The organism is Vallitalea sediminicola, assembly GCF_054408565.1.
Genome location: NZ_BTPT01000024.1, coordinates 12,647 through 34,671 on the forward strand (window position 1 = coordinate 12,647; position 22,025 = coordinate 34,671).

The 22,025-nt window shown below is 28.1% G+C and carries 21 protein-coding genes; all 21 read left to right on the top strand.

Annotated features, from left to right (window positions below; all coding sequences use genetic code 11):
- Nucleotides 1–198 precede the first annotated feature (198 nt).
- Nucleotides 199–1,704: a sensor histidine kinase gene (locus ACX6CF_RS10310; protein ID WP_458785242.1), complete on the top strand. Its 1,506-nt coding sequence runs from the start codon at nt 199–201 to the stop codon at nt 1,702–1,704.
- Between the two features lie 92 nt (nt 1,705–1,796).
- Nucleotides 1,797–2,480, top strand: coding sequence for a response regulator (locus ACX6CF_RS10315; protein ID WP_458785243.1), 684 nt, complete (start codon nt 1,797–1,799; stop codon nt 2,478–2,480).
- A 146-nt stretch (nt 2,481–2,626) separates the two neighbouring features.
- A complete protein-coding gene (locus ACX6CF_RS10320) occupies nt 2,627–2,878 on the top strand; it encodes a YaaL family protein (RefSeq protein WP_458785244.1) in 252 nt (83 codons plus the stop codon).
- Nucleotides 2,879–3,125: 247 nt separating this feature from the next.
- A complete protein-coding gene (locus tag ACX6CF_RS10325) occupies nt 3,126–3,359 on the top strand; it encodes a pro-sigmaK processing inhibitor BofA family protein (RefSeq protein WP_458785245.1) in 234 nt (77 codons plus the stop codon).
- 560 nt (nt 3,360–3,919) lie between these two features.
- Nucleotides 3,920–4,453, top strand: a complete 534-nt coding sequence (locus tag ACX6CF_RS10330; protein WP_458785246.1) for a prepilin peptidase — start codon at nt 3,920–3,922, stop codon at nt 4,451–4,453.
- Nucleotides 4,454–4,496: 43 nt separating this feature from the next.
- Nucleotides 4,497–5,606 carry an AAA family ATPase gene (locus ACX6CF_RS10335; protein WP_458785247.1) on the top strand — a complete coding sequence of 370 codons (1,110 nt, stop codon included), beginning with the start codon at nt 4,497–4,499 and terminating at the stop codon, nt 5,604–5,606.
- 3 nt (nt 5,607–5,609) lie between these two features.
- Nucleotides 5,610–6,842 carry a CpaF family protein gene (locus ACX6CF_RS10340; RefSeq protein WP_458785309.1) on the top strand — a complete coding sequence of 411 codons (1,233 nt, stop codon included), beginning with the start codon at nt 5,610–5,612 and terminating at the stop codon, nt 6,840–6,842.
- Nucleotides 6,839–7,606 carry a type II secretion system F family protein gene (locus ACX6CF_RS10345; protein ID WP_458785248.1) on the top strand — a complete coding sequence of 256 codons (768 nt, stop codon included), beginning with the start codon at nt 6,839–6,841 and terminating at the stop codon, nt 7,604–7,606. Before ACX6CF_RS10340 ends, ACX6CF_RS10345 begins: the two co-directional genes overlap by 4 nt.
- 3 nt (nt 7,607–7,609) lie before the next feature.
- Nucleotides 7,610–9,106 (top strand): type II secretion system F family protein, encoded by a 1,497-nt coding sequence (locus ACX6CF_RS10350; RefSeq protein ID WP_458785249.1) that lies wholly within the window; start codon nt 7,610–7,612, stop codon nt 9,104–9,106.
- Between the two features lie 44 nt (nt 9,107–9,150).
- A complete protein-coding gene (locus ACX6CF_RS10355; RefSeq protein ID WP_458785250.1) occupies nt 9,151–9,333 on the top strand; it encodes a Flp1 family type IVb pilin in 183 nt (60 codons plus the stop codon).
- Complete coding sequence (locus ACX6CF_RS10360; RefSeq protein ID WP_458785251.1) at nt 9,333–10,955, top strand: DUF6382 domain-containing protein; 1,623 nt, start codon at nt 9,333–9,335, stop codon at nt 10,953–10,955. Before ACX6CF_RS10355 ends, ACX6CF_RS10360 begins: the two co-directional genes overlap by 1 nt.
- A gap of 47 nt (nt 10,956–11,002) precedes the next feature.
- Nucleotides 11,003–11,797 (top strand): PP2C family protein-serine/threonine phosphatase, encoded by a 795-nt coding sequence (locus tag ACX6CF_RS10365; RefSeq protein ID WP_458785252.1) that lies wholly within the window; start codon nt 11,003–11,005, stop codon nt 11,795–11,797.
- Between the two features lies 1 nt (nt 11,798).
- On the top strand, nt 11,799–12,662 hold the full coding sequence (locus ACX6CF_RS10370; protein ID WP_458785253.1) for a hypothetical protein: 864 nt from the start codon (nt 11,799–11,801) through the stop codon (nt 12,660–12,662).
- 147 nt (nt 12,663–12,809) lie between these two features.
- Nucleotides 12,810–13,436, top strand: coding sequence for a hypothetical protein (locus tag ACX6CF_RS10375; RefSeq protein ID WP_458785254.1), 627 nt, complete (start codon nt 12,810–12,812; stop codon nt 13,434–13,436).
- A gap of 250 nt (nt 13,437–13,686) precedes the next feature.
- The gene (locus tag ACX6CF_RS10380; RefSeq protein ID WP_458785255.1) at nt 13,687–14,940 is read left to right on the top strand and encodes an HD-GYP domain-containing protein; all 1,254 of its coding nucleotides are present in this window, start codon (nt 13,687–13,689) and stop codon (nt 14,938–14,940) included.
- A 15-nt stretch (nt 14,941–14,955) separates the two neighbouring features.
- The gene (locus ACX6CF_RS10385; RefSeq protein ID WP_458785256.1) at nt 14,956–15,495 is read left to right on the top strand and encodes a DUF5317 domain-containing protein; all 540 of its coding nucleotides are present in this window, start codon (nt 14,956–14,958) and stop codon (nt 15,493–15,495) included.
- A 62-nt stretch (nt 15,496–15,557) separates the two neighbouring features.
- Complete coding sequence (locus ACX6CF_RS10390; RefSeq protein ID WP_458785257.1) at nt 15,558–16,562, top strand: AraC family transcriptional regulator; 1,005 nt, start codon at nt 15,558–15,560, stop codon at nt 16,560–16,562.
- Complete coding sequence (locus tag ACX6CF_RS10395) at nt 16,537–16,686, top strand: hypothetical protein (RefSeq protein ID WP_458785258.1); 150 nt, start codon at nt 16,537–16,539, stop codon at nt 16,684–16,686. The genes ACX6CF_RS10390 and ACX6CF_RS10395 overlap by 26 nt, the downstream gene beginning before the upstream one ends.
- A 329-nt stretch (nt 16,687–17,015) precedes the next feature.
- Entirely contained in the window at nt 17,016–18,470 is a 1,455-nt protein-coding gene (rhaB, locus tag ACX6CF_RS10400) for a rhamnulokinase (RefSeq protein WP_458785259.1), read from the top strand.
- Nucleotides 18,471–18,543: 73 nt separating this feature from the next.
- On the top strand, nt 18,544–19,806 hold the full coding sequence (gene rhaA / locus ACX6CF_RS10405; RefSeq protein WP_458785260.1) for an L-rhamnose isomerase: 1,263 nt from the start codon (nt 18,544–18,546) through the stop codon (nt 19,804–19,806).
- A gap of 450 nt (nt 19,807–20,256) precedes the next feature.
- A complete protein-coding gene (locus tag ACX6CF_RS10410) occupies nt 20,257–21,963 on the top strand; it encodes a glycosyl hydrolase family 18 protein (protein WP_458785261.1) in 1,707 nt (568 codons plus the stop codon).
- Nucleotides 21,964–22,025: the final 62 nt, after the last annotated feature.

Below are 22,025 nucleotides of genomic sequence, written 5' to 3' on the forward strand. Positions count from 1 at the left end.
TTTTGTGCTTTTCAAGATGATTTATAACTGAGAATAATTATTTATGTATATAATATTAATGAACTAATTACAAAATTATCATCTTTACAAGCGATGCTACCTTGTAGTAATATAATGATATATTTTATATCATATGTAAAGTTGATGTTTTATCAGCCCTTGTCAATTAATTTTCCATTTGAAACTGTAGGTGAAGGTATGTTATATATAACAGTATTATTTTTGGTTTTTGCAATCTTTGTATTTGTTAAAAACCCTCTTAACATTACATCATATTTTTTAATAGGCAGTATTATAGGATGGTGTATGTCTTTATTGGGGTTGTTGCAATATTTAGCTAAATTGAATTTATCTTATGTTATAGTTAAATATTTTTTCTATGTACCATTTGGTGTATGGAATGATTTGGTTTATTCTAAAGCCAATATAATTAATGTAATAAGATTAATTAATTTTGGTACGGTATTATTTATTGTATGTATGTATCTATATATGATCTACTTTATCTATGGTTATAGAAAGCCTAGATTAGCTTCATATATTCCATGTATTATTTTAGTTGTTCAATTGATATTATATGATCCAGAGATTTATAGAGAACTGTATAAGATTACTTTGAGTCTCAACATTCTTGGTTATGATGCATTCAATTCCTTGTATAAATCATTTTATTCATTTACGAAGGTATATAATTTACTTATGTTAATCATACCATTGATTTTTTTAATTATGGAATTTCTAAGAAGAAAGAACCTTCCTATTATAAGAGAGTATTATTTCTTTAATCTAGTAGGTTTACTTTGTATTATTACTTTTCACTTAATCACTTTTTCATGGGCACCAGCAATATTAGTTAGCATTTATCAAAGAACAACTTATTTGATATATGAACAGCCTAAAATGATCCCCTCGTTTATATATTATATTTATCCATACCTAAGTGTTTTCTGTTTTACTATTATGCTTTTTGCAACACTAAAATATAAGTCGTTGAATAAAGTATATAGTTCTAAGCATCACAGTAAGCATAAGATTCTTAAGAAGAATAATTTTGGTATCAGGGCATTAAGTCATTCGTTGAAAAATCAACTGCTTGCTATACAATTTGAGAGCGAGATTTTGATTGATGAATTAAAAGATGATACTGACCTATTAGAAACGGCGAATACTATTAATAATATATCCAAGCAAACTATTGAGAGATTAAATGAGATGCATAAACGTATTCAGAGTCAAAGTATTATTCTTGAACCTGCTTACATCAACGATTTTATTAGTCAATTTGTCAATGAACAGGTTGCTAGTATGACTAATGATACTTCATTGAATTACAAATTAACTAACTTGAATCCAAGAGCATTTATTGACGAAGAACATATTGGAGAGTGTTTGAATGTAATGATTAAAAATGCAGTTGAAGCCATTGAAGCTAATGAAAACGATGATGGAATTATAAGTATTCTAACAGAAGTTATCAATGATTGGGTAATAATATCAATACAGGATAATGGTATAGGAATGGAAAAAGAGATACAAAGTAAGATTTTTGAGGCATTCTATACAACAAAAACAGGAGATAATAACTGGGGAATAGGACTGTCTTATGTAAAACAAATTATTGATATCCATAACGGCAATATTGTTGTAGAAAGTTCAAAACACAGAGGTACTACAATTAAGATTATGTTGCCACTAATAATGTAAAGGTTGAAGAAATTTCAACCCAAAAATTCAAATTATATGATTTACAATTAAAGTATAATCATTTATAGGGTTAATTTAGAGGAGGATAATATATGGAGCAAGGTATTAAAGTATTAATTGTAGATGATATTCCTTCAGTATGTAAAAGAATCAATAATATTTTAAAAAAGGATGAAGAAATAATTGAAATACATACGGCTCAAAATGGATATGAAGCAATTTTAAAAACTTCTTTACACAAGCCTGATGTAATTTTGATGGATATTCATATGGAAACTCATACTGCAGGTATTAAAGCTACTCATGAGATTTTATTGCATTTTCCTAATATAAAAATTATTATGCTTACAGTTTATGAAGAAGATGAACTTATTTTTAGTGCCTTTCAAGCAGGTGTAGTTGATTATGTTTTAAAGGATGCAAAACCAGAAGTAATTCTTTCTGCTGTAAAAGATGCGTATAGAGATTCTTCTCCTATTAGACCTAATATTGCAAAAAAATTACGTGGTGAATTTAAAAGAATTAAAGGTAATGAAGAAAGTTTGCTTTTTTATATTAATATAGTTTCTACACTTACAAGTACGGAATTAGAGACTCTTAAGCTCTTATGTGAAGGGAAATCTAGAAGTGAGATATGCGAAATAAGATTTGTGGAAGAGTCTACTGTCAAATCTCAAATAAGGAGTATACTAAGAAAATTCAAATCAAAAGATACAAAAGAAGTTATAAGGATAATTAATAAATTAAATATTTTTACAGTACTTAATAATATATAAATATTTTTATCAAATTTCATTTCATTATATTATCATTTAATTGCACTCTATTTCTCATTTCATTTACTGTTTTTACCAAAAAATGAATAAATAGTTAATTTATGACTATACTATATAATAAAATAATTTTATAAGAGGTATAGAATATGAGTAGGATAAGTAATTTGAATCTAGCTATACAAAATGAAAATAGTAATGACATTAATGAAAAAGAACTATTACTTAATAATATTAAAATTGCTAAAAGAGCTCTAGATACTGCGTATAGCAATTTTGATGTTGTCACTGAACCGGAACTAATCGATAGTTGCATATATGAGGTAAAAGCAATGCAATTAAAATATGAATATCTTATTAACCAAGCAAAACAAATGAATATTATTGCTAAAATACAATAATGACTAATCCAACAAAAAGATTTGATTTATTATATTTTTTGTTGTGATAGAAGTATTGGTTAAAGATGCTTTTTAATTAAAATAAGAATATATAGTTATAGACAACATATAATATAATAGATGATAACTTGTTTACTTAATTATCGAGAATATGAAATATCTGAGGTACTGCTGATAAGATAAATTGATATTCATTTGGTAAAGGGGGTAGAAGGAAAACAATCAATTAATTATATGGATTTTTGTGGTGTGTTTAATTATTATATTGTTTTCAATGCTTATGAAACCAGTTAAGAAGGTATTATTAGTTTTAATAAGAGGTTGTATTGGTTTAGGTGCAATTTATGGATTGAATTTTATACTAAAAGGTTTAGGCCTATTTGTTGGGTTGAATATAGTAAATGGTTTTGTAGTAGGCATTTTAGGAATCCCTGGATTTCTGTTGTTATATTCCCTAGCGTTGGTCGATAAGTTTTTATAATGATCTTAGTCACTATGGTTGAGTTATAATATCATATGTGGCTTTTTTATTACCTATATTTAATATGTTAATTAGTATTCACATTAATAAGAATAAGAAACTAAAATACTTAATTATGGTTATAGTGTCAAAAGCATATAGTTGAACTTGAATGTATTATATATTGTGTTTGGATGGTTCTACTAAACACAATATATGGTACATTTATTAGAAAAACTTGCTTTTGACACTAAAACCAATTATGAATAAATAAAAATATAACAAAATTCAACAAAATATATGCAAATAACAAAAATATCTTTACATTTCTCTATAAATTTCATATAATATGTATTAAGGGGACGTTTAGAGGGGAAAATATATTTAATTTTAATTAATTTTATTTTAACATATCTATTATATCTTAAATGTATATTAAACGAACAATTTAATAATATACGTAATTTATAAATGTTTAATTTCTGTATAATCATTATTATTATCTTATGAAAATTAGCGTTAGGAAGGTAAAAATTTAATAGTATAAAATTTAAGCTTATATGAATGAAAGGAATAAATAAATGATTCCTATAATTAAGTATGTTCTGGTATGTGTATTATTGATTTTATCATTATATACAGATACAAAAAACTATACAATAAAAAATTCAGTTATCTTATTATTTGCAGGAGCTGGACTTATTGTTAATTGTGCTCAGTTAGGTGTTACAGGATTAGTTAACTGGTTAATTGGTATATCGTTACCTATACTAATCTTATTCATTTTGTTTATTCTTAGAACATTAGGTGCTGGTGATATTAAATTGATTGGAGTTATAGGTGGATTACTAGGAATAAATTTTTTAGCAAAATCATCTTTGTATATACTTATAGCTGCAGCTATTATGGCACTTATCAAAATGATAGTAAAAAGAAATCTTGCTATTAGATTCAAACATTTTTTCAATTTTTTACATAATATATTTATTAATAGACAGGTTGGAATATATGATGAGCTCAATAAAGAAGATAAAAGTCATGTAATAAGATTATCATATGCAATAGGAGCAGGTATCATATATCAGATGATTTCTGAACTTAGAATTTTTGGCTAATAAAAGAGAAAAAGTACAAAGTTATACTTGGAGTGAGGATAATATGATTAGATTGAATGTAATTATAGTGGACAAGGATAAAGGTTATTTAAATGCAATTTCAAGATTTCTATCTTCGTGGAATGAAACAGAATACAATGTTATTTCTTTTACCGAGAAAGAGTTGCTTATTAAATATCTAGAAACTAAGAAAGCAGATATATTATTGATTTCACCAAAATTAATGACAGAAGAAATTGATCTTACCAATGTACAGATGACAATAATTAACACACCTGATAGAGTACCAGAAAATTTACTTACATATCCTTATATTAATAAGTATCAACCAGGAGATATTATTGCTAGGGAATTAATTAGTATTTTTTCAAAATATAGTAATGATGAAATAATAGTGAAAAATAATAATAATGTTGAGGCAAAGGTGATAGGAATCTATTCTCCTGTAGGTGGGAGTGGAAAGACAACAGTATCAGTTGGTCTATCTAAGGAATATGCTCTAAAAGGTATTAAAACATTATTTATAAGTTTGGAAGAAATGGCCTCTTATTCAGCTATACTAGATTGTAACAATACGAATAACTTTTCTGATTTACTATATTATATCAAGCAAAAAAATAAGAACCTGATAATGAAAATTGAAGGATTAAAAAATACTGATGTTAATTCTGGGATGGACTATTTTTCGCCACCCTATTGCTATAAAGATATTCATGAAGTATCCGCCAAAGAATGGATAGATCTAATAGAGTACATAAAAAATAATTCCAATTATGCAAGAATTGTAATAGATTTCGATTCTAATATTAATGATAAAAATCTAGAGATTCTAAGAATATGTGATGAAGTGTTATTATTAACAAATATGTTTGAAATGGCTTTAACTAAGATGAATTATCTGTATAGTAGTATTGAAAAAATAGGTATTGAGGATATTAATAACAATGTGAAAATAATTATTAATAATACTGATAGTCAAAAGGAAGTATTAGAAGGTGTATCAATAAGAAATAAAGAAGTAGACATGTATATTCCTTATGATAGAGAGTTACTAATCAATATAGAAGAAAGAAAAAGTATTAATCTAGATGGATATTTGGGTAGATCCTTAAGAAATTATGTAGATAGAGTTATTAAAAGTGAGGGAAATTAATTGATGAAGGACTTGGATAATCTAAAAGATATAGTAAGAAATAAAATTGATTTGACCGTAGACCCTACAGATGATGCTATTAAAGATATAATTGATGATGTAATAAAAGAAAAATCTAGAGAAGAATATATTAGTGTAACAGAAAGATATGAGTTAGGGGATAAGCTTTTCAACTCTATTAGGAGACTTGATGTATTGCAGCCTCTTTTGGAGGATAAAACTGTAACAGAAATTATGATAAATGGTAAAGATGATATTTTCATAGAGCAAAATGGAAGAATTAAAAAGATTGAAAATTGTTTTGAAAGTACTGTTAAACTAGAAGATGTCATTCAGCAGATTGTTGCTAAAGTCAATAGAATAGTTAATGAATCTTCACCTATTGTTGATGCAAGACTTTCAGATGGTTCAAGAATAAATATTGTTTTACCTCCCATAGCACTAAATGGGCCCATAGTCACTATAAGAAAATTTCCAGAAAAGCCAATTGGCATAAAGCAATTGATACAGTGGGGAAGTCTAACAAAAGAGGTTGCGGATATTCTAGAAAAAATGGTTAGAGCTAAGTATAATATTTTTATCTGTGGAGGGACAGGTTCTGGAAAGACTACATTTTTAAATGTGCTATCTAATTTTATACCTAGAGACGAGAGAATTATCACTATTGAAGATTCGGCTGAATTACAGATCAGGTCAGTTGATAATCTTGTTAGGTTAGAAACCAGAAATGAAAATGTTGAGGGTAAAGGAATGATTAGTATCCGTGATTTAATTAAATCTTCCCTGAGAATGCGTCCAGATAGAATTGTCGTAGGAGAAGTCAGAGGAGAAGAAGCATTGGATATGTTACAGGCAATGAATACAGGTCATGATGGCTCCCTATCAACAGGTCATGCCAATTCTACTAAAGATATGTTAAGTAGATTAGAAACAATGATCTTAACTGGTGCCAATATGCCTCTTGAGGCTATAAGACAACAGATAGCGTCTGCTATGGACATAATGATTCATTTAGGAAGACTTAGAGATAAATCTAGAAGGGTTCTTGAAATAGTTGAGGTCAAAGGATATGAAAACGGTGAGATAGTTCTTAATCCCATATATAAGTTTCATGAACTAAGAGAGTATGAGGATGATAGTTCCAAATTGGAAGGTAAACTTATTAGAACTAATAATAAGTTGATACATAGAGATAAATTTATTATGTCAGGAGTAGAAGTTGGAGAAGAGATATGATGGATGTTACTACTAATGTGCTAATTAATTATGATGAGTATCATATGGATATTCGAGAGAGAATTAAATATTCAGTAATGGCTATGGTAGGTATTTATCTACTTTGTATACTATTTTATAATAATCATATTATTGCAGGGATATTTTCTTTAATAGGACTATTGTATCCTAAATATAAGAAACCCCAATTGATTAAAAAAAGAAAAAAAGAATTAAGACTTCAATTTAAAGAAGCCATTTATGCATTATCTTCTTCTTTGGGAGCAGGAAAATCCATTGAGAGTGCTTTTAAATCTGTTTTGAATGATCTAAGAATTTTATATCCTGAACCAAATACATATATTATATTAGAATTTGAGTACATAGTTAGAAAGATAGAAATGAATGAAACCATAGAAGATGCTATACAGGATTTTGCTTCTAGAGCTTCTATTGATGATATTACTAATTTTTCAAATGTATTTATTACAGCAAAAAGAACAGGTGGTAATATTATCAGCATAATAAGATATACATCCAATATGATAAGTGAAAAAATTGAAATTCAGAGCGAAATAGAAGTATTAGTATCAAGTAAACAATTCGAACAGAGTATACTGAGTTTATTAGTCCCTGGAATAATTATTTATCTTCAAATATCTTCACCAGGTTATTTAGATGTTATGTATTCCACTTTGTTAGGAAGAATATTAATGACCGTTTGCCTTATATTATTTGCAATAAGCTATAAAGTTGGTAGAAAAATAACGGACATAGAGGTGTAGATAATGGTAATAGGAATAATAAGTTTTATTGTATTGGTAGGGTTGTTTGTATTATTTTTTCTAACTAAAAATATGTATAAAGAAGAAATGGAATGTATTGATAAGAAAGAATACAAACTTAAGGAACTTATGCCCACAGCCTTGATTATACTAGATAAAGTTATCGGTAAAAAAATAAGAGTAGGTAAAAGTATAAGAGATAATATATATATCATTTATGGGAAGCGAGAATATAAATTCCGTCTTAGAATGCATAAAGCAGAAAAAATTTCTCTTGGAGTAATATCACTTATTGGAGTGTTATTCATAACATTGATTTTGAGTTTTCAAGGTAATGATAGTATCAATCTTATGAATAATACTATAAAAAGACCTTCATTAGGAACAGGAAATGTATCCTATGACTTACAAGCACAGATAGCGATCGATGGTGAAAAAAATGTTAAGGATGTAACGGTATTAGTTCCAGAGGAGAATCCAGATAAAGAAAAAGCAAGAGAAATCTTAAAAGAAGCCGCAAATGTACTACCTAATTACATACTAGGGGGTAATTCCAATCTAAAAGTCATAGATAAGAAATTGAATCTAGTTAAGTGGTTTCCTGGTAAAAATATCAAGATTACATGGACTATTGATAATCCGTATATAGAAAAAAATGGTGAGCTAGATTACAGTAATATTGCGGGTAAGGGTAATGAAACCAAGATTACTGCAAAACTAATATATGCAGGAGAAAGTATTGATAAAACAATAGATTTAAAAGTATATCCAAAAACATTAACAAAAGAAGAAAAATTAGAATTGATTGAAAAAGCCATAAAAGAAGAGTTATCAACAGATAATCTATTGAACAAATCTGACGATAAAATAATTTTACCTACTACAATAGAAGGACATAACGGAAAAATAAGTTGGTTATTAAAATCAGATGGTAATGATAGTTTGAAGTTCTTAATTTTTGGTTTGATAGTAATTATCCTATTAGTGTTATTAAAAGATTATGAAGTCAAGAAAAAAGTTGAAGATAGAAGTTCAGAAATAAGAAAATGTTTTCCAGAGTTTGTAATAAAGCTGACCCTATTATTAAATGCAGGAATGACATTAAGTCGAGCATGGAATAAGATATCTAAGGATTACTACGAGGATGTTACAACTGGTAGAGTTGATAAGCTGTTTTTATATGAAGAGATGCTAGAAACTCTTCAAGAGATCAATAATGGACTGTCTGAGGTAAAAGCTTATGAAGATTTTGGTAAAAGATGTAAGATACCAGAAATGATGAGGTTTACAACAGTTATTGTTCAAAATATTAGAAAAGGTAATGATACATTGGTAATGGCACTTCAAAATCAGGCTAATGAGGCATGGGATGTTAGAAAAAATGAGGCAAAAAAGGCTGGTGAAAAAGCTAGTTCCAAGCTACTTATTCCTATGGGTATTATGTTTGTCATTATAATAATTATTGTAATGATGCCAGCATTTATGTCACTTGGAGTGTAAGTCACTGTATTAAAATAAATTATAAATTATAGGAGGATAAATGTATGTTAGATACTTTAAAGAGATTTTGGAATGAAGAAGATGGTATGGGAGTTGTGGAGATAGCGCTTATCATTATTGTTATAGTGGGGATTGTAGTTATATTTAGAAAGAAAATTATAGAACTCATTAATGATTTGTTTGCAAAAATTAGTGGTGAGACAGATAAGATACCCGGTGTGAATTAATGATTACTAATATTACATATGAAAGAGATGCTATAAACAGTTATCTGGTAATAAAAGTAGATGATGCTATCAGCATAGAAAATTATGAAATTGAGATGTTGGAGAGGAATTCTATAGATTCCTTTCTAGACATTAACATAAGAACAATAAACATGGAAAAAAAGCTCTATTACAATATAACATCTAAACAGAAGTTGACAGAAATATTAGAAAGGAAAAAGTTAACCTCCAATGAATTGAAGAAGTTTTTTTCTAATCTAATAAGTATTGTTAAAGATTGTGAAAAATATTATTTGGATTGTAATAAAATATTATTACAACCAGAGATGATTTATATTAATCCCAATGGGTTTTTACCTTGCTATGTATATACTCCTTTTGATAATGAACAGGGTAATATTATTGATGAGACAATCAACCTTATTGAATTTCTATTTGATAAAGTAAGTCAAGAAGATGTAAATGCAGTAATGTTGCTCCATAAGTTGATAACAGCATGTAAACAGCCTGATTTCAATATAAATACTATAGAAAATATTATTAACAGTACAGTTAGTCCCAAGGTACAATCTGATAATAAGAAGATGCAAGCCCAGAAAAATAGCGGAGGTAATGATAAAAATATAAATAGTAATGAATCGAATGAGGAAGATAACTTTATTATTTCTAAGCTTATTGAACAAAATAAGCAAAGAGAAAAAGTAGAAGAAGCAAAAAGCATGAAATCAGAAATTAATAAAAAATCCGGTAATGAGAAAGTAGATGTAACCACTAAGAACAAAAGTATCAAAAAAGAAATTAAGCACAAAAACAATAATAGAAAAGATAATCAAAAATCTTCTAAGGATATGGGTAATTATTTGTACATTATTATTATAGGTTGTATACAGATTCTAACAGTATTAGTATTTGTAGTTATGTTAAAATCAAAGGTTCTATATTCTGATGTAACAGGTAAAATTGAAATGGCATCATTATTAGCGTGTATTGGTATGTTACTTGCAGTTAATCTTTATACCTCTAAAAAGGTATACGACCATATGAAAAATAAAAAAGAGCAGACTAACTCTATAAATATGAATAAGAAAAAGGTTTATAATGAACCAGCTGTGAATTCTTTTAATGTTGAATATAAAAATAGAGAAAAGTTATTTGAAGAGCCTATTGTTGAAAAAGAAGAGGTTGAAAGTAAGAATGATAGTATCATAGAAAATAAAAAATATAAGGCTAAAGAAAAAATGGTTGAAAAACCTGAAAGAACTAATTATTCAACGGAGGATACTATCTTATTAGAGGATTACAAGCAGAAATTAAATATTGAGGCAGAACCTTATTTATTAAGTAAAGATGGAGACATAGTTAATAAAGTAATTATAGCTAGTAATCCATTTATAATAGGAAAGTTAGATAGTCAAGTAGATTATATAGTAGAAAATAGCTCAGTAAGCAGAATTCATTGTAAAATTATTAATGAAGATGAAAAATATTATATAATTGACCTTAACTCTAAGAATGGGACATATCTAGATGAAGAGAGATTGGTTAGTAATAAGAAATATCAGTTGCATGATGGAACTCACGTTGCTATTTCCAATTGTGAATATACTTTTGAGATGAATTAATTAAGAATTATGGTTTAAGGGGTTTTATAGGGAAGGGACTAATAAAATTGGCTAACAGGAAATTTGAATATGGGGTAATAAGTGAATGTGGATTAGTTAAAGAAGTGAATCAAGATAGGATATTAATCAAGATAGGACAAATAAATTCTTTGGAATTTGGACTATTCGTTATTGCTGATGGTATGGGTGGACATTCACAAGGAGAAGTTGCCAGTACTATCGCAATCTGTGAACTTACTAATTGGTGGGATAATGATTTAGAGAGAATTATGGTGGAATCGGATAATATTTTTATATCTGTTAAAAATAGTCTGTTGAATTGTTTTACAAATATAAATAAGGAAATATACAAATGTAGGAATAAACATAAGAAAATGGGGACAACTTTAACAGTTCTATTCATATATGGGGATAAGTATGTGATAACTCATATAGGGGATAGTAGAATATATAAGAAGAACGAGAATTCATTTAAGCAAATTTCAAAAGACCATTCTCTTGTTGCAGCTAAAGTAAGGCAAGGAGACATATCTAGAGATAGTATATATATCAATACCAATAAAAATATTTTAACTCAATGTATAGGCCTGGAAAATAAAATCAATCCATTCACAAAAATTGACTATCTAGATAAAGGGAATTTATTTATGTTATGCAGTGATGGAGTATATAATTTTATATCAAAAGAAATAATGGATAAAATTATTATTGATAAATTTAGAAGCAATGTTAACTTGCAATCGATTGTAAATGATATCTATAATGTTATTATGAAAAATGGAGCAGGTGATAATGCATCCATAATTCTTATTAAATATAAACGGTATTTTTGGAGGAAATGATATGAAATTTGATAGGAAAAGAATACCACTGACAGTTATTGGTGGTATATTTATTTTGCTAATAATTATGGTGAATGTTTCATTACGTGATATTGGTAAATCGACTTCTGAAAAATTATGTAATGGTGTAAACAAACTGATCAATGATGATTACAATATAAGTGGAGAAATAACCATTAAAAGTAAAGGTGAAGATATATCAATAATAGATGATATCTCTTTTTTATATGATGGAATAGTCAGTAATGCAGATAATAGGATTAGGCTAAACATCAGTATAAATGCAAACAACCTTGGAATAGATAAAGAGTTAGGAGATATCTATAAAATAAATAATAGGATAGTTTTTGCCCCAATAGTAGAAGAAAATAGTTATTATTATGATTTGTTTAGTGAAGAAATAAACAATAAATTAGATATTAATAGGGTAGAACAAACACTTGATGGTTTGCATGATATCATTATCGATGAAGGAATGAAACCAATAACAATAAATGGTAGTAGCAAAAAAATTATGACAAATAAAATTACCATCAATATAAATAATGAAGATATTAATAAGGTAATTACCACTAAAGCAAAAAATGATTTTATTGATAAGAAATTATTAAATACATTAACTGAAGAAGAATTTAGAATTAATATTAATACATATATAGATAATAGAGATTATGTGAAAAAAATTGAAATTATTTTAGAGAATAATGATTATAGAATATTATCAATTAACTGTATTGAAAATTATAATGAAGTAAGTGAAATATCAATAGAAGATATTTTAGATAATAAGCTAGATGTTGAAGATATAGAAGAAGGGGATATCTTAAGAATTATATCTAATATGTTCGATATAGGAGCGTTATGAATGAACGAACAACTATATAAATTGAAATAAAATATCTCGTGATGGTATATTTATCCTAAAAAATCGTATATTTATTGAAATTATTAGTTTTATACTATATAATTTAAAGAGATTCAATAAATGATTGGAGAGGGGGCTAATATCATAATGAATATTGAAAAGATGGAAAACTACCTAAAGAAAATTAGGTCGGTGCAAGGTTGTAAGGTAGTTATTGATGAAAATGAAAGTATTGAAGAGATTCATATAGTATCCGATTTAAGAAGAAATCCTAAACAAATCTTAAGAGACATAGAAGCAATTCTTATATCTGAGTTTGACATATCCATTGATTATAAAAAAGTGAGCATTGCCCAAATTAAAGGCGATGTAGTACAGCAGGAGTCAGATCCTAGACTAAAGATTAAAAGTATAGAATACAATAACAATGGTTCTAACGTTGAAGTAAGAGTAGTGTTAGAAAAATGTGGACATACATATGAAAGTAGTATGTCAGGTATAAATACATTAAGTAATATTAATAGAATACTCGGTAATACAGTTTTAAGAGCAGTTGAGAAATTCTGTCAGTTAGAAGATGTATTTGTATTTGAAGATGCTAGAAGAGTAAGTTTATCTAACGTAGAAGTTATGGTTGTTAGTATCTCATCTCAACTAAAAGGAAGAGAAGAAATCTATACAGGTTCGGCCAAGATTGGTAATGATTCCAAAGAAGCTCTTGCAAGGGCAACTATGGATTCTATAAATAGACACATTTTACAGCTGACACTTTAGTTATGAGAGGTCGACTAATCTAAAATTATTATAGTTTTTTCAGTAGATAGAGATTAGCGGAGAGGAATATAGCCTGCTATTATAGCGGATTAGCAGAGATGAGAAACAAGGAGGCTATATTCAATGAAAAAAATTATTGTAGCTTTAGTTAGCTTATTATCATTAGTTTTATCAGCAGGTGCTTGGATTAGCGTTTGGTAGAATATATATGATTGGTTAGTCGACTTTTTATATATATGGGGGTATAAGAATGAATAATAAAAAAGGTATGCTGATGTATATTATTTTTATGAGTATATTAGCTATAACTGTTTTATATTTCCTTTATAATAAGTATGAAATAAGTTCAGTAGAAGATATATTCTTTTGGGGATTATTGGCTACAGTAACTGAAACTTTTTTAATATCTTTTCCTTCTGGGGTAGCTGTTTCTGTTGGACTTGCAGTTACTGTTACAGCTATGATTATATGCGGTCCTACTACTGGAGCGATAGTTGCAGGTATAGGATTTGTTTTTAGAATGCCTGTTATTGAAGGAGAAAGAAGGCATATTTTTAATACGCAGATTTCAAGAACAATATTTAATATTTCTCAAGTAGTTGTTGTTATTGGTATTGCCGGGGAAATATTATATGGTATACTTGGATATACAAAAGGAACTCTAAATACTTTATCAGAATTAGTTCCAATAGTACTTATAATAATACTAATCTGTGAAATTTTAAATTCATTCTTAGTAGCGATTATGATAAATCTTATGCATGAAAAAAATATATTAGAAACATTTGTAAATAATTTAAAAGGTATTGTTCCAAGCTTATTGGGTATTGGTGCTCTAGGTATAATAATGGCTCTAGCGGATATGAGATATGGTAAAGGTGTAGTTGTCTTGTTCTTTGCTCCACTTCTAGTTGCAAGGTATTCATTTAAATTATATTTTGAATCCCAATCAATGGCAATGGAAACGATACATGCATTAAATGACGCTTTGGAAGTAAAAGATGCTTACACAGGAGGGCATGCAACACGTGTTCAAGAGTATGCTGTAAAACTTGCAAAAGCATCAGGTATGAAGAAAAAAGAAGTGGAAATGATTCGAACAGCCGCACTTCTTCATGATATTGGGAAAATAGGAATACCTGATTTCATTCTTAATAAAAAAGGTAAACTGACAAGGGAAGAATATGAGATTATTAAAGAACATCCGGTCATGGGTGCAAGAATACTTAGTAATGTAGACTCATTAAAAGAGATATCAAATATTATCAGATATCATCATGAAAAACATGATGGTACGGGCTATCCAGATGCCCTTAAAGGTGCTGATATTCCTATAGAATCAGCTATTTTAGCTATAGCTGACAGCTTTGATGCAATGACAACAGATAGACCATATAAAAGAGCTATGGCTTCACTAGAAGCACTAGATGAATTAAAAGTAAACAAAGGTACCCAGTTTAATCCTATATTAGTTGATGAATTTATTAAAGTCATGTATGAATGATAAAAAGGTGAGAATATGATAATTGAAGGTATTGTTTTATCTATTATAGTTGGATATTTAAGAAAAGGACGACTAATTAACTTTGAAAATATAGAAATCAAAGCATGGTATTTGATAATTGCAAGTCAACTACTCCAAATAATAGCTATTCGCCTAGGAAATAGTATTAATATTAATACAACTGCTTTCTACATAATGCATATATTATCCTACATCTTACTCTTAATACCACTTGTAATAAACCATAGATTACTATCTATGAACCTATTATCTATAGGTACAATTCTTAATTTAATTCCTATCGCATTGAACAAAGGACAAATGCCTGTGTTTTTACCACAAGGAGTTAATGCCTCATTTGATATGGGACACATACTTGGTACTAATACAACTAAAGCATACATACTATCTGACATAATCCCAATACTAAAACCCTATCCCCTACCAAAAATCATTAGTGTGGGTGATATATTTATCCTAATAGGAATCTTTCTCCTAATACAACATGGAATGCTAAAAAGTCGATATTGTGATAAATGTTTTTTCAAGGGATGAAGAAGTACAGTAAAAGGTATTTCTTTTAAATATAAGGTTAGTGTATTTAAGGAGATTCTATTATGAATAAGGAAGAACTACATAATAAATTAAGAAATCTAAATGAATTTGAATTACAGTTACAAAATTTATTGAAAAACAAATATCAATCAGAATATAAGCTCCAACTTAAGCATTTTTTTTCAAAGAATAATAATGATAGTAAATGGATTATTAATAGTGATAAACTTATAATGGGTACTCAATTATTGGCGATACATAAACATGATAGGTTTATAAAGTTTTATAAGCACAAACATGATTATTTAGAATTGATCTTTGTTTATTCTGGTAAGATAAGACAAAAAATTGAAGATGACAAAGTGATTATTAAACAAGGTGAGATTATAATATTAGATATGAATGTGGAGCATAGCATTGATATAGCATATGAACATGATATTGCCATCAATATTCTTATAAAAAAAGAATTTTTTGATTGGATATTTCTTAGTCAAATAGCCTATAATGATATAATTTCTGATTTTATAGTAAAGGCTTTATACGAAAAGAAAAAATTTAAACAATATCTTCATTTTCAAACTTCCAATAATAATAAAATTAAAGACATAATTGAAAATATATTATATGAATATTATGAACCCAAAGTGGGGACGGAAATAGCTATTAGAGCGTTTATGAATTTGCTTTTTAATGAATTGTTACGTCATTATAAAAAACAATTCAATAATGATTTTGCTCATAGAGTAGAAAAAAGTATTTTACTTGATATTATGAATTATATAAATGATAATTACAAAAAAAATAATATTAAAGATATAGCAAAGTATTTTAATTTTAATCCTGATTATATGGGAAAAATAATAAAGAAAATAACGGGAAAGAGCTATAAAACTTTAATAAAGGAAAAAAGATTTCAGCAAGCGGAATATTTATTAAAAAACACTAATCTTTCTGTTTCAGACATTGTAAATGAAGTAGGTTATTCAAATATTAGTTATTTTTATAAGCAATTTAAAGCTTATTTGGGAATAACGCCTGATGAATATAGGAATAGAAAAGAATAGAATAAGTTGTTTTAGGACAGAGCTTATATTAAGCTCACAAGTTTCTCTTATTTCATCTGTATCAGCAGGAACAAATAAATCATATGAAAATCATGAACCACTTTCACTTCTAAAATTACCATAAGCTACATGAGCTAAAGGTAAATCAAAAGGTATAGGTATTATACTCAGAATCATATGTCCAGCTATATCACTATAATCGAATTGCCATTGATACTGTACAAAATTTGGATTAATAGCTCATTATCTAGTGGGGTGTGTACCTGTTTCGACTCTAATTATAATGACATCATTGAATACCATTCCTAAAGAAATGATGGAGTCAGCAAACATAGATGGTTGTGGATATTTTAAAATATATCTGTTTTTGTTAGGTATATACACTTTAAAAGACAATGCTTTATCTATAATAATTGATATAATTAACATATTGATGAATAAGGAGTTGTGCTTATGGGAAAGACATGTTTAGCAGTGGATATTGGTGCCTCAAGTGGTAGACTTATTCTAGGCATTTTATCAGAAGATAGAATAAGGATTAAAGAAATTTACCGTTTCAAAAACCAGATGTACAAAGAAAATAACAGCTATTTATGGGATGTGGATCATCTATTTTCTGAAATACTTACAGGATTAAAGAAATTCGGTTGTTTAAAATTAGAAGCAGAAAGTATAGGTGTTGATACATGGGCAGTTGACTATGTTTTATTAGATAAGAATGGGAAAAAGCTAGGTCCTGTATATGCTTATAGAGATAATCGCACAGATAATACAATGAATGAGATTATAAAGAGTTATTCAAAAGAAAAGATATACGAAAAAACTGGGATTCAATTTTTGCAGTTTAACACAATTTATCAATTATATGAACATCTAAAATTAAATAAAAATATAAGAGATGAAGTATCATCAATATTAATGATACCTGATTACCTTAATTATTTACTAAGTAATAAAGCAGCTAATGAATATACTAATGCAACAACTACACAGATGTATAATATTAACCAAAATTTGTGGGATAAGGAATTGCTCCATTTAGTAGGGTTAAAGTCATTTTATTTTCCTATTATGATTCAACCTGGTACAATTCTAGGATATCTATCTAAAGAGATTGAAAATGAAGTGGGAATAAATAAACTAAAAGTCATTGTTCCTGCAACTCATGATACAGGGTCAGCAGTAGTATCCGTTCCAGCTACAGATAACCAATTTGCCTATATTAGTTCTGGTACATGGTCATTGATGGGAATTGAAAATGATACACCAATTTGTTCAAAGGAAGCAATGGTATGTAATTTTACAAATGAAGGTGGAGCCTATAACAAAATTAGAGTGTTAAAAAACGTTATGGGATTATGGCTAATACAAGAGGTGAAACGTCTATTAAAGTATGCATATAGCTTTTCAGAATTAGCATCATTGGCTGAAAAAGCTAAAATCATATCACTTATTAATCCTAATAATAGTAGATTCTTAAATCCAGTGAATATGATTGAAGAAATTAAAACCTATTGTAGAGAGACTAATCAAACTATACCTACTACTCCTGGTGAATTAGCCAGATGTATATTTGAAAGCTTAGCCCTTCAGTATAAGCAAGTACTTATTCAGTTAAGAAAAATTAGTGGTAGAACAATTAATAAAGTACACATCGTTGGTGGAGGGTCACAAAATGATTATCTTAATCAATTGTGTGCTGATTATACAGAATGTGATGTTTTTGCAGGTCCTATTGAAGCAACAGCCATTGGAAATATTATGGTTCAATATATAACTTTGGGAGAAATAGATAATTTAACTGAAGCTAGAAAGCTTATTAACTGCTCCTTTAATATTAAAAAATTTAGTCCTGATCTACAAAAAAATGTTGAAGATAAATGGAATGAATTTCAAAAACTTCTATAGTAGATGTTTATATAGGTATATGTAAATAAAAAATAGTTGTAATAAAAAATATTTGGTAATTGGAGGACGAAAGATGAAGAAAGAAAGTATAATAAAAACATATGAATTAGCTAGAGAACAATATGAAGATTTAGGTATTGATACTGAAAAAGTTTTGAAAAAGTTGAATGAAATACCTATATCTATACATTGTTGGCAAGGTGATGATGTAAGAGGATTTGAAAATACTGATAGGGATTTAAGCGGTGGCATACAATCCACAGGTAATTATATAGGAAAGGCAAGAACACCTGATGAACTTAGAGCTGATCTTGAAGAGGTATTTAGCCTTATTCCAGGGGAAAAGAAGCTTAATCTTCATGCTATTTATTTAGAGACAAATGGTGAAAAAGTCGATCGTAATGAAATTGAACCTAAGCATTTCAAAAAATGGGTAAAATGGGCTAAAAAGAATAAAATTGGACTTGATTTTAACCCTACATTATTTTCTCATCCATATGCCAATGACGGATTGACACTTTCTCACCCTAATAAGAAAATTAGAGATTTTTGGATTGAGCATGTTAAGAGATCAAGAAGAATTAGTGAATACTTCGGAAAAGAATTAGGTACACCTTCCATTATGAATATATGGATCCCAGATGGATTTAAAGATATCCCAGTAGATAGATTAGGTCCACGACAAAGGCTAAAGAACTCTTTAGATGAAATATTACAAGAAAAAATAGATCCAGCCTTTCATTTAGATGCATTGGAAAGTAAACTCTTTGGAATAGGATCAGAAAGTTATGTAGTTGGTTCTCATGAATTCTACATGGGGTATGCCATAAAAAATGATACACTTATATGTTTGGATGCAGGGCATTTTCATCCAACAGAGACAGTATCTAATAAAATTTCTTCCCTATCTTTATTTACAAATGAAATTCTATTACATGTGAGTAGATCTGTACGTTGGGATAGTGATCATGTGGTTATTTTGGATGAAGAGTTACTAGCGATAGCTGCTGAGATTGTCAGAAATAATCTTCTTGATAGAGTACACATTGGACTTGATTTTTTTGATGCAAGTATTAATCGAATAGCAGCATGGACAATTGGTACGAGGAATATGATGAAGGCATTAATGATTGCATTGCTAGAACCTACGAAAACAATAGTTGAAGCTGAAAGAAATTTTGATTTCACTACACGGCTTGTTATACTTGAGGAATTGAAATCATATCCATGGCAAGCTGTTTGGGATTATTATTGTTATACAAATGGAAATCCTACAGGACTGGAATGGTTACAAGAAGTTAAAGTATATGAAAAAGAAGTGTTAATTAAACGTTGATGTGGCTGAAACATTAGGTAATCATTTGTTTAGTATTTTAATTGATATAGATAATATTGTACTTGAATATTATGACATAACACTAGTAATAGATGATTCACTAGTGAATATAAATAAGATAAAATCAATAAAAAACATTTAAGAAGTTTGCCATAGCGAACGGAGTAATAAAGCTATTTCCAATTTTAAATATAAATGAATCATCTTCTGTAAAAAAAGTAATTAGGTGATTCATTTTATATTACAATTCTTGTCGTAAGTTTAAAATAGTCTATTCATTTATTTAAAATCATCTAAATATTATTCTAGTATCTATGATTTCTAAAACAATATAAATATACAAATGATATCTTTGCATTCCTAGTCACAATTTGTTAACAATTTAATTTGTCGACAACTGTTAAATGAACGAGAAGTTTGTGATATAATACCTTCAAGGAGTGATAATTAATGAAAAAAGCAATGAAAATTGTAATGATTTCTTTACTTTTGTTCTTAGGGGGGTTTTTTGCTTATCATTACATAATTGATATGCTACCTAATTTTGAACAAGCAAACATAAGAGAAATATTACCAAATTACCAAAGAGGAAATATGTCAGTTATAATTGAAGATGAAAATGTAAAAATAAATTATTCGCCCAAATTGGTAGAGGAGAAAATATATCTACCAGTGGATTTAGTTAATAAATATATAGATCCTTATTATCATTGGGATGAAAATGAAAAAACATTAACTTATACAACTAGTAATAAAGTAATAAGAATGAAAAATGATGAGCTTACATATTTTGTTAACAGTGAGCCACTGAAATTAGACATGCCAATAATGACATTCGAAACTGATATGGCTTATATACCTATGGATTTCATTCTAGAATTCTCTGATATAGAATTTGAACTTAATAAAGACCTAAAAATACTGATATTCGATTATCTAAGTAATAAATATAAAACATCTAATGTGGTAAAGAAAAAATCCTATATAAGATTGGATACAAACGAAAAAAGTAAAGTTGTAGAAAAACTAGCTATGAATGATGAATTAAGAATATACGAACAACTTGATGAATGGGTAAAAGTGAGAAGCGAAAGCGGGTTAGTAGGTTACATGAAAAGAACTGATTTAGGGGTAATAAAAGATATCTATCCAAATATAGTAAAAAAAGAAGACGAACCACAATATAACAACAAAAAGAATATTGATGGACTTATTAATCTTGCTTGGCACCAAGTAACAAGAACAGCTGCTAATAGTAAAATTAAAGAGGTATTAGAAGATGTCAAAGGACTTGATGTAATATCACCGACTTGGTTTTCAATAAAAAATTCAGATGGAGATATAAGTAATATCGCTAGTAGTGATTATGTGCAATATGCAAAATCAAAAGGATATCAAGTATGGGCATTATTTAGTAATAGATTTGATAAAAAAATTACTCATGATGTATTAAGTAGTACAGAAAAAAGAGAAAAAGTCATAAAACAAATATTAGCATTGACTTCTATATATGATTTAGATGGTATAAATATAGATTTTGAAAATGTTGCAAAAGAAGACGGCATATATTTTGTTCAATTTATCAGAGAATTAACGCCTTATCTTAAGGCTCAAGACTTAGTAGTTTCCGTAGATACTTATGTACCTTCAGCTTGGACTGCTCATTATAATAGAACAGAAATAGGCAAAGTTGTTGATTATGTAATTATCATGGGATATGATGAACATTGGTCAACATCACCTGAAAGTGGATCTGTAGCTTCAATAGGTTTTGTTGAGAGAGGTATTGTGAATACACTAAAAGAAGTTCAGAAAGAAAAAGTTGTTTTAGGATTACCTTATTATACTCGTTTATGGACTGAAGAAGAAGTGGACGGCTTAGTAAATGTATCTTCCAAAGCATATAGTATGGATAGGGCTAAAAAAATACTTGATGATAATGATGCAGAAATAGTATGGAATGATGAAGTAAAGCAATACTATGGTGATTATAAAAAGGAAAATAAAGTCTATAAGATTTGGTTAGAAGAGGAACGTTCAATTGAAGAAAAAGTTAAATTAGTGATAGATAATGATATAGCTGGTGTTGCAGGGTGGAAAATAGGATTAGAAAAAGATGAAATATGGGATGTCTTACGTGATTATTTGAAGAAATAGGTGGAAAATATTTCATATATGCATAATAGGTATGTCTTAATTAATATATTTATAAAAACCCT